We start from the raw sequence: 12,828 nt of genomic DNA on the forward strand, positions 1-12,828 counted from the left end.
GATGACTTTTTTTAAAAAATTAAAAGAAAAAATGACTGGTCAAAGCGAGGAAACGACCGAGAAATATAAAGAAGGTTTAAGCAAAACGCGTAAAAGTTTTTCAGGAAAATTAAATGAAATTATGGCGCGCTACCGTAAAGTTGATGATGACTTTTTCGAAGATATTGAAGAGGTTTTAATTGGTGCTGATGTTGGTTTTGAAACGGTGATGGAACTTGTTGACCAGCTGAAACATGAGGTGAAATTGCGCAATATTAGTGATCCAAAAGAAGTGCAAGAAGTTATTGTTGAGAAACTTGTTGCGATTTATGAAGGGGAAGAGGCGTTTGATGCGCGAATTAACGTGCAAAATGATGGCTTAACTGTTATTTTATTTGTCGGTGTGAACGGCGTTGGGAAAACGACTACAATTGGTAAGCTAGCGCATAAATATAAAGAAGAAGGTAAAAAAATAGTGCTTGCTGCAGGAGATACTTTCCGTGCAGGTGCAATTGACCAGCTTGAAGTTTGGAGCGAACGCGCAGGCGTTGATATAATCAAACACGCTGAAGGCGGCGATCCAGCAGCAGTGATTTTTGATGCGGTACAATCCGCTAAGGCAAAAAATGCCGATATTTTACTTTGCGACACGGCAGGCCGACTTCAAAATAAGGTCAACCTAATGAATGAGCTCGAAAAAGTGAAGCGTGTCATTACTCGTGAAATTCCAAATGCGCCACATGAAGTATTGCTCGTCTTGGATGCGACAACAGGGCAAAACGCTTTTGTTCAAGCGAAGCAATTTAAAGAGGCGACAGATGTATCTGGAATCGTATTGACAAAATTAGATGGCACCGCTAAAGGCGGCATTGTCATCGCCATTCGAAATGAACTCGCGATACCCGTTAAATTCGTCGGACTCGGTGAAGGCATCCACGACCTTAAGACCTTTGATGCAAACGAATATGTTTATGGACTTTTCGCCGATGTCATCGATGCAGAAAAATAATCAAAATGCGGCCTAATTCTGAGGTCGCATTTTTCATCTGTTTAGTTGACATTCTTTGACTAAACACGTAATCTAAAAAGGGAGAAAGAGGTGTTTCGCTTGTTCGATAAAACGACTCGAATGAATTTACTATTTGATTTTTACCAAGGTTTACTCACCGAAAAACAAAAAGCCTATATTTCACTCTATTATTTAGATGATTTCTCTCTTGGTGAAATCGCTGAAGAGTTTGAAGTAAGCCGTCAAGCCGTTTACGACAATATTAAGCGAACTGAAGAAGGACTCGAAAACTACGAAAAAAAACTAGGCATGTTAGAAAAATATATTCGCCGTGAGGAACTTCTTACAAAACTTTCCGAACAACTCAAAAAAGAACCTTTTTTTGATAAAAATATCGAACGAATGATAACAGAATTAAAAGAAATCGATTAGGAGGAAAAAAGATGGCTTTTGAAGGATTAGCAGGCAGACTTCAAGAAACGATGAATAAAATCCGTGGAAAAGGAAAAGTTTCCGAACAAGATGTAAAAGAAATGATGCGCGAAGTCCGTTTAGCCTTACTTGAGGCAGACGTTAACTTTAAGGTTGTCAAAAACTTTATTAAAACAGTCAGTGAACGATCAGTTGGTCAAGATGTAATGAAAAGCCTAACACCAGGCCAACAAGTGATTAAAATTGTCCAAGAAGAATTAACGAATTTAATGGGCGGTGAGGAAAGTAAAATCGCCGTTGCCGAAAAGTCGCCAACTGTTGTGATGATGGTCGGTCTCCAAGGTGCCGGTAAAACGACGACAACCGGGAAATTGGCAAACTTACTCCGCAAAAAACAAAATCGCAAACCGCTTCTAGTAGCAGCAGACATCTATCGTCCAGCAGCAATTAAACAGCTTGAAACACTAGGCAAACAACTGAACATCCCCGTTTTCTCCTTAGGGGATCAAGTAAGCCCTGTTGAAATAGCAAAACAAGCGATTGAAAAAGCAAAAGAAGAACATTTAGATTATGTCATCATCGATACAGCCGGTCGTCTTCACATCGACGCCGAATTGATGGGTGAACTAAAAAATGTCAAAGAAGTGGCAAACCCAGCCGAAATTCTCCTTGTTGTGGATTCCATGACGGGTCAAGATGCGGTGAACGTCGCAGAAAGTTTCAATGAACAGCTCGGCGTAACCGGTGTCGTCCTAACTAAACTAGACGGCGATACAAGAGGCGGTGCAGCGCTTTCGATTCGTGCCGTGACAGGCAAGCCAATCAAATTTGTTGGTATGGGAGAAAAAATGGAAGCCCTTGAAACCTTCCATCCAGACCGAATGGCTTCACGGATTTTAGGAATGGGTGACGTTCTTTCTCTTATTGAAAAAGCACAAGTTGATGTGGATCAGGAAAAAATGCGTGAAATGGAGCGCAAAATGAAAGAAAACTCCATGACGCTTGATGATTTCCTTGAGCAACTTGGACAAGTGAAGCAAATGGGCCCGCTTGATGAACTCCTGAAGATGCTACCCGGCGCTAACAAAATGAAGGGCCTTGATAATATGCAAGTAGACGATAAGCAACTCGGTCACATCGAAGCCATCATTAAATCAATGACAAAAATGGAAAAAGATAATCCAGACATCATTAACGCAAGTCGCAGAAAACGAATTGCAAGAGGGAGCGGTCGTCCAATCCAAGAAATCAATCGCCTCCTTAAACAATTTAATGAAATGAAAAAAATGATGAAACAAATGTCCGGGGGCATGGGCGGAAAAGGCAAAAAAGGAAAAAATCCATTTGGCAATTTTAAAATGCCGTTTTAGGAAGTTAGGAATCAGTAAGAAAAAAACAACAATATAAAAGAACCGAAAACAAGGCAAGACCCATTTCTAAAAATGAGCCTTGCCCTGTTTTCGGTTCTTTTTTTGCTGTTCCAAACTCTTTCTGCTTGTACGAGCAAACGCCCCACTTTTTGTTAAAGTTCTAAAAGTGCTAAAACTGAGTTATCATAATGGGACAACTCAGTTATGCTTTACAGTAGCTAAAAATCTGAGAGTACTAAAACGCCCGTTCTATTTTGTGCGTTCTTAAATAAGTTTTACAGTAGCTAAAATTCTGAGAGTACTAAAACTCGCTCGCACCACATAATTCTATTTTTTTGGTTTTACAGTAGCTAAAATTCTGAGAGTACTAAAACTAATGCCTGCGGTTAGATATGCGCTAAGTGGTTTTACAGTAGCTAAAATTCTGAGAGTACTAAAACCAGAAGACATTTTACCTCTTTTAGACAAAAGTTTTACAGTAGCTAAAATTCTGAGAGTACTAAAACTTGTTGCGGCCATGTTTTATGAATATAGGGTTTTACAGTAGCTAAAATTCTGAGAGTACTAAAACACAGGGATAAAGTACTCCATCGTACCAGAAGTTTTACAGTAGCTAAAATTCTGAGAGTACTAAAACGAAACCAATGATGTTACGTTGGCAAAAAAAGTTTTACAGTAGCTAAAATTCTGAGAGTACTAAAACGCCTTTTGTCGCTTCTTGACAAAACTCTTTGTTTTACAGTAGCTAAAATTCTGAGAGTACTAAAACTGTCACCTACCTTTTTTCCTCCTGTTTTATGTTTTACAGTAGCTAAAATTCTGAGAGTACTAAAACGAAGTATTCGGAACGCAATTTCTTTTCTAAGTTTTACAGTAGCTAAAATTCTGAGAGTACTAAAACAATTAGGAAGAGTCGATATGAAATTATGAAGTTTTACAGTAGCTAAAATTCTGAGAGTACTAAAACATTGCAAAAAATAATATATCATAATATTGGTTTTACAGTAGCTAAAATTCTGAGAGTACTAAAACAAGTTTGTGTATTGGCTAACTGTGGCGGGGTTTTACAGTAGCTAAAATTCTGAGAGTACTAAAACATAAACGACAATACTACTACCCCGCTATTGGTTTTACAGTAGCTAAAATTCTGAGAGTACTAAAACATAAACGCATGGAATGCTGTCGTAGGCGTTGTTTTACAGTAGCTAAAATTCTGAGAGTACTAAAACGGATTATCTCTGTGTATGTTAATATCAGCAGTTTTACAGTAGCTAAAATTCTGAGAGTACTAAAACCACCTCATCTAGACCCCAATCGAAAACAAAGTTTTACAGTAGCTAAAATTCTGAGAGTACTAAAACGATGTTGATCCTAAATAAAATATAGATGGAGTTTTACAGTAGCTAAAATTCTGAGAGTACTAAAACCTCAAATTCGTCAAAAAGAGGATCTAGAAACTACTTAATTTTATTATAGCATAAAACTATTTTATAGTGGATTAATTGCTTTTTAGGCTGTATAATTTAATTAGTACACAAAAGGAAGGGGAACATCGTATGAAAAAATTAGTTTTAGGCTTGGATATTGGAGTGGCTTCTGTAGGATGGGGGATTATAGATGCTGAAAACGGCGATGTGGTAGACGCTGGAGTGAGGTTATTCAGTAGTCGAGATGCTTCAGAAAATGAAAGCAGGAGAACCAGTCGCCAAGCTAGACGTCTAAGCCGACGCAAAAAGCATCGTAGAGAAAGAATTAAACAATTACTTCTGGCGCATGATATGGATGTTTGTGATGTCGTGAACGAAAATCCTTATCGGTTAAGAGTAAAAGGCCTAAATGAAAAGTTAGAAGTATCAGAGATTTATGTGGCACTGACACATTTGGCTAAGCGTCGAGGTGTGTCTTATCTAGATGATGTCGTGGAAGAAGGCGGCGTGATTAAATCAGAGCATTTAAATAAAAATATGGAAGAAATAAAAAGTGGGAAAATGCCTTGTGAAATACAATTAGAACGTTTTGAAAAATATGGCCAAGTTCGCGGTATGATTGAAATTAATCAAGATACCGAAGAGAGTAGTTTTCTTGTTAATATTTTCCGAACAAGTGATTATATAAAAGAAGCAAAAACCATTTTAACAACGCAGCAAAAATTCTATGAGCAAATAACGAATGAATTTATTGATGAATATATAAATATTATGGCCTCTAAAAGGGATTATTTCATAGGTCCTGGTAATGAGAAAAGCAGAACAGATTATGGTGTGTATAGAACAAACGGAGATACTTGGGATAATCTATTTGAAGTACTTATTGGAAAGTGTAGCGTTTTTCCTGAAGAAACGCGAGCAGCTCGCTCTTCTTATGTAGCACAAGAATTTAATCTATTAAATGATCTGAATAACTTAAAGATTTCAAGCCTAGAATCTGGTAAGTTATCCGCTAGGCAAAAACATGATATTGTGGAAAAAGTTAAAAACAGTAAGAAATTTGGAACAAAAAGTTTATTAAAGTATATTGCAAGCGTTTGCGAGTGTAAAATAGAAAATATAGGTGGTTGTAGAGTAGATAAAAATAGAAAACCTATCATGCATACTTTCGAAAATTATCAGAAAGTACATAATGCGTTGAATGAGGCAGGAGTGGATTTGCGACTTTCTGAAGCTGATTATGATGAGCTTATGAAAATCATGACACTTAATTCGGAAACGCTAGAGATTAGAAAGCAGTGCAAAGAAAAATTACCCCACCTCACAGAAGATTACTTAAACGTTTGTCTAGTACTAAATAAAAAAGGGGCTTTTTCAGGTTGGCACGCTTTATCCATAAAGGCTATGAAACTTATGATGCCAGAATTGTATGAAACAAGTAAAAATCAAATGCAGATTATTCATTCCATGCAACTAGGTAAGGCATATTTAAAGCCTCTCAATCAACAAAAATATTTGAATAGTGAAGCCATTCTTGAAGAAATTTATAATCCAATCGCAGCTAGAAGTATTAGGCAAACGATTAAAGTAACGAATGCCATTTTAAAAAAATATGGTCATTTAGATAGTGTCATCATCGAAATGCCAAGAGAGTATCAGACAAGTGAAGATGAAAGAAAAATGATTGAAAAAATGCAAAAGGAGAACGAAAAAGAGAAAAAAGCAGCTTTAAAGCGAGCAAGAGAAGAATACCCTTTTCCAGACGAGGCTTTCCGAAATCATAAAGAATTAGCGACAAAACTGCGGTTATGGTATCAACAAGACCAATTTTGTGTGTATAGTGGACGAAAAATATCGGTTGTGGATTTAGTTCGAAACCAGAATCAATTTGAAATTGATCATATCATCCCTCAATCCATATCTTTAGATGATAGTTTAAACAATAAAGTTCTTTGCTTTTCAGAGGAAAATCAAAAGAAAGGGCAGCAAACTCCATTTTATTATTACAAAGGTAAATCTAGTAACTGGACGTATGAACAATATAAGCTATTTGTTGAAAAACTTTTTGATAAGAAGAAAATCTCAAATAAAAAGAGAGAATTGCTGTTATTTGAAGAAGATATTAATAAATGGGATGTGAGAAGAGGCTTTATAGCTAGAAACCTTGTGGATACGCGCTATGCCTCAAGAGTCGTTTTAAATAGTTATCAACAATATTTTGGAAACCATGAGAAGGAGACAAAAGTTAAAGTAGTGCGAGGTAAGTTCACTTCCCAACTTAGAAAAAAATGGAAAATTTTTAAAGATCGTAATGAAAGTCATTCCCATCATGCCATTGATGCGCTTATTGTAGCGGCAACAGCTAATTTGCGCCTTTGGAAAAAGAAAACATTAGGAGTTTCAGATGAAGGGAAAGTCTACGATAAGGAAACAGGTGAAATTTTACCTTTTGAAAAGCTAACGGTAAGTGAATACAATGAAATGATGAATAAAGAGCCTTTTTTAAATTTTAAAACGAAGCTGCAAAATATTGAAACAAAGGTGAAGTATTCCTACAAGGTAAGTAAAAAGGTCAATCGCAAAATTAGTGATGCCACCATTTATTCAACACGTGAACGAGACGGGATCGACTATATTGTCGGTAAAATTAAAAATATTTATGACGTAAAAACATATAAAGATCAATTTCTAAAACGTTATAAAAAAAATAAAGAACAATTTTTGATGTATCAACATGACCCACAAACTTTTGCCATTCTCGAAAATATTATGGCGACTTATCCAGATGCCGAAAATCCTTTCTTAGCTTATAAAAAAGAGTATGGTGTTATTCGAAAATACTCTAAAAAAGGAGGGGGCTCACCAGTCACAAGTTTGAAATTTATTGATAAAGTTTTAGGACAAAAAATTGATTTAACTACTAAAAATCAAGCGGCATTACCAAAAAATAAAAAAGTAGTTTTACAATCTATAACACCATATCGTGCAGATGTCTATTATGATGAAATAGACAAAAGATACCATCTAATTGGTGTGAAATATAGCTTATTCTCTTTTTCTAAACAAGGGTATGTAATTAATCCTATTGCTTATCAAAAACTTCTAGAAAAGGAACAAATCCATAGTGAAATGAAATTTTGTTTTAGCTTATACCGTGAAGATGTCATCGAATTTGGGGAAAATCCAGATAGTTTAACAAGATATCGTTTTTGGTCAAAAAACGAAAGTGGTAAAAATAAAATAGAGGTGAAGCCGATAGAAAAACCGAATTTTGAAAAGCAGACTGTATTAACGATTACAAAAAAAATACGTATTTTAAATAAATATCAAACGGATGTGCTTGGAAATTCATTTAAAGCTCTGGAAGAGAAGGACCCACGTAATATTGAATAACATCATGAAAATTAAATAAAGTTCTTGACTTTTATTTAATAGGGAGATAAAATAAAAGTGCAAGGACGCTTGCTACAGTAGCTAAAATTCTGAGAACCTACTGAAATAAGGCTTTATGCCGAAATCAGCTCTCCCACATTGTGGGAGAGCTTTTTTTATTTTAAATATCTAGAAGGAGGAGAAAGTGATGACTTGGCGCACTGTATTGGTGAAAGATAGTGAATATATAAAATTAAAACTAGATAGTATAGTGATCTTGAAAGAGGAATATGAGTATGTGATTCCTCTAAGTGATATTTCAATTATTGTTCTTGAAGGCTTACAAACCACTGTCACAACAAGACTTTTATCTGCTTTGACACGTTATAATATTAGTTTAGTCATATGTGACCATACATATACACCGACAGGGATTTATCATAGTTACAATGGTCATTCACGCGCTAGTAAGATGATTCAAGCACAAATAGCTTGGGAAGAAAAAATGAAAGGTGAATTTTGGCGAAACAATATTAAGCAAAAAATTTATGGGCAAGCACAGGTACTTTCTCTTGTTAAACCGAATATAGAGGTAATTCAAAAGTTGGAAAATTATATCAATGAAATCGAACACTATGATAAATCAAATCGAGAAGGCCATGCGGCTAAAGTTTACTTTAATGCCTTGTTTGGCAAAGAATTTACGAGACAGAATGACGAACTGCCCATTAATGCGGGACTAAATTATGGATATAGTATTTTTAGAGCCCAAATTGCGAGGCTTGTAGTCGCTTATGGTTTACAACCTATGTTAGGGGTTTTTCATCGGAGTGAATATAATCAGTTTAATTTAGTTGATGATTTAATTGAACCTTTTAGGCCATTTGTGGATGTGTGGGTGTATGCGAATATGCGTGAAGAAAAATTTCTAAGGTTTGAACATCGTGCAGCGTTAATTAACTTATTAAATTTACGTTCCAAATATAAAAACGGCAATTATACACTTCTTGTGATTATGGAAAAATATATACAAGATTTTATTAGCTATATGGAAACAGGGGATTTAAGTAAAATTAATATGATTGATATTACAAGCTTTGAGGGGGCTTTAAAAAGTGAGGTATGACATAATGAGAATTATTTGTTTTTTTGATTTACCAACAGAAACTTTAAAGCAAAAAAGAATGTACCGTTATTTTCGGAAAACACTTATTAGTAATGGCTTTGAAATGCTTCAATACTCTGTGTATGTTAGGACTTGTCCAAATCGTATTTTTGCTAAAAAATATTATAAAAGAATTACTGAAAAGTCACCTGGTGAAGGACATATTCGACTACTGACAGTTACTGAAAAACAATTTGAAGATATGATTTTAATAATTGGTGAAAAAGCCCAACAAGAGGAAAAAATCGGTGCTAATCGGATGGTGATTTTATGAGCATACTTACTTTTTCACATCCTAAATTAAAGCAAATCGAAATGGGTTTTTCGCAGCTTACACAAGTAGTTGGAGATAACACAGAACTAAAACAACAGTTGTGGCAAAATATTTCATGGTATTTAAGTAAGCATAAATATTCTGAATCAGAATTAAGTATTTTAAATTATAGTGAGCCGCAAATTTGGGAAGATGGTTTTGATTTATCAAGAAATAAGTTTCAAACTATTATAATAGAGTCTATTTCAGATATTCATGAATTACTAGGTACAAATAAAGGAACCCCGGCTTTTGATGTATTGAATCAAATAATGAAAAATTTAGAAATATCTAAGCACATAGAAAAAATAAATCAAGAAATTATTCAAATTGAAAATCAATTAAATGCTAATGAAGGAATCATGCAATTAAATAAAAATAAGAAATTTAAATGGAAGGTTGCTGTAGAAGAATTTAATTCTAAGCTTTTACTTCAGAAAAATGTATCATTTAGGCCAACCTATGAAGAAAAAGCGTATGCGACCGAATATGTTGACGGACTTACAAAATATTTGTCATTACTGGATTTATTAGAGCTAAATCTTGAAAGTTCAAGTGATGTTATATTGCTCATGATTAAAAATATAGATGATACATTGAGCTATCGTGAGTATGAGGAAGTCATGAATCATATGAAGCAACTTACAATTAAATATCCTAACTTCTATTGTATGGTTTTCCCAAGCCAAATTGGGTACGTTTACATTAGTGAGGAATATATTGATAGTATATTAGTTGCAGGGGAAGAAGTCCATTCACTCTCTGATAGTCGTAATTTATATACACGTGTTTGTGCCCACTACCCTGATCAAGCTATTCCTAGTTATCATGAATTTTTAGAGACTCTAAAAATTATTGCACCATATTTATTCACAAGCAAAAAACAAAGTATCCGAATGAATGTAAAAGAACTAGTTTTAATTAAAATAATTAATGAACTATTTCATTACTTTGATTTTGTTCCAATAGCAATATTACAACATAGCCAACTAGAGTATAATTTTTTATATGAAAGTATATAGATTTTATGATAAACTAAAATAACAGTAGTTTTTAAATCCTAAAACCGATTTGAGGTTTTAGTACTCTCAGGTTTTAGTACTCTCAGAATTTTAGCTACTGTAAAACATTTATATTGAGAATGAAACATATTAGCTAGTTTTAGTACTCTCAGAATTTTAGCTACTGTAAAACCCTAAACTATTGTTATTTTTAGACATAGTAGTTTTAGTACTCTCAGAATTTTAGCTACTGTAAAACCATTGCGCAAGGGTATCGCAGTATTGCGGAGTTTTAGTACTCTCAGAATTTTAGCTACTGTAAAACAATCTAAATACAGAACAGTCAGGTCTAATAGTTTTAGTACTCTCAGAATTTTAGCTACTGTAAAACCAAACGGTCATAGATAATGCGAAAATTACAGTTTTAGTACTCTCAGAATTTTAGCTACTGTAAAACACGATTAAATGAACTAGCTAATATCTCTGTGTTTTAGTACTCTCAGAATTTTAGCTACTGTAAAACATATGAATGCGAATACTTTTGTGATTGCAGGTTTTAGTACTCTCAGAATTTTAATAAGTAAAATAGCGGCTGTATGATTCAATTTTTTAAAGCAGTTTTACGCTGCTTTTTTTATTGTATCCAAATAACTATGTGCAAGAGGGACTAAAGACTATAAATAGAGTTTAAAATCCTTATTTTATCCAACTTTTTATCCAATAAGAAACAAAAGGACTATTTTTGTCAGAAGATAACTTTTTCCTTTATTTTTTTCAGATTACTCCTTATATTAAAGATAATCAGCTAGATAGCTTGGAATAGTAGTTAAGGAGGGGTGCATAATTCTGAAAAATTAATATCATGTTTTTGGAATGACGAGATTATTCAGCTTTTTGTAGATGTTAAGGGGGAACATAGGCAAATTAAATAAACAATTAGGATAAACATAGGTGACCCTTTCATGGATTTTCATTACTCGCCGAAGGGATACGGTGATAGGGGGAAAAATGATGGGAAGAAATAAAGTCAACTATAAGAAAAGATTAAATGATGAGCGAGCAAGAAAAGCAAAGTTAATTGCGGCGCTGGTTACAACTACAACGATGATGGTTTCACCAGTTTCGCTTAATTTTGATGGACTGAATTCTACTATTCAGTTAGGCGATATAAAGGCCGATGCAGCAACTGTTGATTTATTGGGAAATGCAGCATTAAATCCGTCATATGCAAATGGGAAATTGACATTGACGCTTTCAGGAACCCAGTTAGCATCTGTAGGGCTTGTAAATGCGTATTATACGTATTTCCAACTGCCACCAGAATTAAGTAGTTTATTATCTAACCCTGCTATTCGGGCAAATACAACCCTGTCTTACAGCATTCCTGTTCTTCAAGTGGGACCAATTGGACTTCCACCACATACGGGAACAGTAACGGGTAACGATTTAATACTTGATACTACACATAATGCAATTGGAGCACAAATTGACCATGGTTTAGCTTCGGTTGGTGTAGCGGCAACAAATACATTTACTTTAACAATTGATTTAGCTGCTTTAGGGATAATGACACTTCCTGCTTCTTCGGATGGAAAATTAGAATTTGCGGCTCGAAGTGGTGATAACTTTTTAGATGTGGATTTATTAACAACTGGAGCGGCAAGAGGAACGCTGGATACAGACATTGGGGACGCTGATGCCGATGCCGATGCAGACGCTGACGCTGATGCCGACGCCGATGCTGATGCCGATGCCGACGCTGATGCCGACGCCGATGCAGATGCTGACGCAGATGCCGATGCCGATGCTGACGCAGATGCCGACGCCGACGCTGACGCCGATGCTGATGCAGATGCCGACGCCGATGCTGATGCTGATGCCGACGCCGATGCTGACGCCGATGCTGATGCTGATGCCGATGCTGACGCTGACGCCGATGCGGATGCCGACGCCGATGCCGATGCCGATGCAGATGCCGATGCCGATGCCGATGCTGATGCCGATGCTGATGCGACGCTGATGCCGATGCGGATGCGGATGCTGACGCCGATGCGGATGCGGATGCCGACGCCGATGTTGATATTGACTGGAGGGATTTCTTGGTTGATCGGCCGTCTGTTCAACCAATTTATGCGGGGGACAGAGTTGTTAAGGGAACTACTCCGTATAAAAATATTCAGACTATGCTGAAAGCCGCTATGGCCGATGCTCCTGATGGTACCCAGTTCTTTGTCATCATAACTTTACCTGATGGCTCAACGATTGAAGTTCCAGTTACTGGAAATGGGGACTTTATGCTTAATATTCCAGATGGTTTAGTACTGAATGCTGGTGATATTTTAGGCTTTACAATTAAAGCTGTTCATAATGACCAAACAAAAACGGGGCAAACTGTTTTAGCTGTTGTTCAACCGAATGTTGATGATACTGATGCCGATGCTGACGCTGATGCCGATGCGGATGCGGATGCTGACGCGGATGGGGGAGGTATACCGCTACCGACGAATGTTTCTAACACATCATCTAGTGGCGGGGGAACGACGCTCACATATTCTAATAGTAGCGGGGTGTCATCTGGTAGTAAGACAGCGATGAACACTTCCCTTCCCTCAACAGGAGATGAAGCAAGTTCGGCAGCACCTTGGATTGGTGCAGGGCTACTTGCTGCTTTAGCTGGGTTGTTTAGCAGAAAACGTAGAAAAACTAATAATTAATGATGATTCTTCCCGCTCGAAATGAGCGGGGAGATTTCTAAAGGGG

Annotated in this window: 8 protein-coding genes, 1 pseudogene and 2 CRISPR repeat arrays; all 9 genes and pseudogenes read left to right on the top strand. The window is 36.1% G+C overall.

Going from position 1 to position 12,828, the window contains the following annotated elements:
• Window position 1: 1 nt before the first annotated feature.
• Window positions 2-988, top strand: a complete 987-nt coding sequence (ftsY, locus tag R8923_RS02905; protein WP_485871260.1) for a signal recognition particle-docking protein FtsY — start codon at window positions 2-4, stop codon at window positions 986-988.
• 99 nt (window positions 989-1,087) lie between these two features.
• Window positions 1,088-1,420, top strand: a complete 333-nt coding sequence (locus tag R8923_RS02910; protein WP_485871261.1) for a putative DNA-binding protein — start codon at window positions 1,088-1,090, stop codon at window positions 1,418-1,420.
• An 11-nt stretch (window positions 1,421-1,431) separates the two neighbouring features.
• Window positions 1,432-2,790 carry a signal recognition particle protein gene (gene ffh / locus R8923_RS02915; protein WP_485871262.1) on the top strand — a complete coding sequence of 453 codons (1,359 nt, stop codon included), beginning with the start codon at window positions 1,432-1,434 and terminating at the stop codon, window positions 2,788-2,790.
• Window positions 2,791-2,996: 206 nt separating this feature from the next.
• Window positions 2,997-4,217: a CRISPR direct-repeat array (repeat unit 36 nt; unit sequence GTTTTACAGTAGCTAAAATTCTGAGAGTACTAAAAC).
• Between the two features lie 129 nt (window positions 4,218-4,346).
• Entirely contained in the window at window positions 4,347-7,610 is a 3,264-nt protein-coding gene (gene cas9, locus R8923_RS02920; RefSeq protein WP_485871263.1) for a type II CRISPR RNA-guided endonuclease Cas9, read from the top strand.
• A gap of 187 nt (window positions 7,611-7,797) precedes the next feature.
• A complete protein-coding gene (gene cas1 / locus R8923_RS02925; RefSeq protein ID WP_485871264.1) occupies window positions 7,798-8,715 on the top strand; it encodes a type II CRISPR-associated endonuclease Cas1 in 918 nt (305 codons plus the stop codon).
• Between the two features lie 4 nt (window positions 8,716-8,719).
• Window positions 8,720-9,028, top strand: coding sequence for a CRISPR-associated endonuclease Cas2 (cas2, locus tag R8923_RS02930; protein WP_485871265.1), 309 nt, complete (start codon window positions 8,720-8,722; stop codon window positions 9,026-9,028).
• Entirely contained in the window at window positions 9,025-10,089 is a 1,065-nt protein-coding gene (gene csn2-St / locus R8923_RS02935; RefSeq protein WP_485871266.1) for a CRISPR-associated protein Csn2-St, read from the top strand. The genes cas2 and csn2-St overlap by 4 nt, the downstream gene beginning before the upstream one ends.
• Window positions 10,090-10,159: 70 nt before the next feature.
• A CRISPR array of direct repeats spans window positions 10,160-10,591; the repeat unit is 36 nt; unit sequence GTTTTAGTACTCTCAGAATTTTAGCTACTGTAAAAC.
• Between the two features lie 485 nt (window positions 10,592-11,076).
• A pseudogene (locus R8923_RS02940) lies at window positions 11,077-12,155 on the top strand (Lmo1799 family Asp-Ala repeat surface protein); the annotation flags it as partial.
• Between the two features lie 12 nt (window positions 12,156-12,167).
• Window positions 12,168-12,782: an LPXTG cell wall anchor domain-containing protein gene (locus R8923_RS02945; protein WP_485871631.1), complete on the top strand. Its 615-nt coding sequence runs from the start codon at window positions 12,168-12,170 to the stop codon at window positions 12,780-12,782.
• The last annotated feature ends 46 nt before the right edge of the window (window positions 12,783-12,828 follow it).

The sequence above is a fragment of the Listeria tempestatis genome, from assembly GCF_963575625.1.
Taxonomy (GTDB): domain Bacteria; phylum Bacillota; class Bacilli; order Lactobacillales; family Listeriaceae; genus Listeria; species Listeria tempestatis.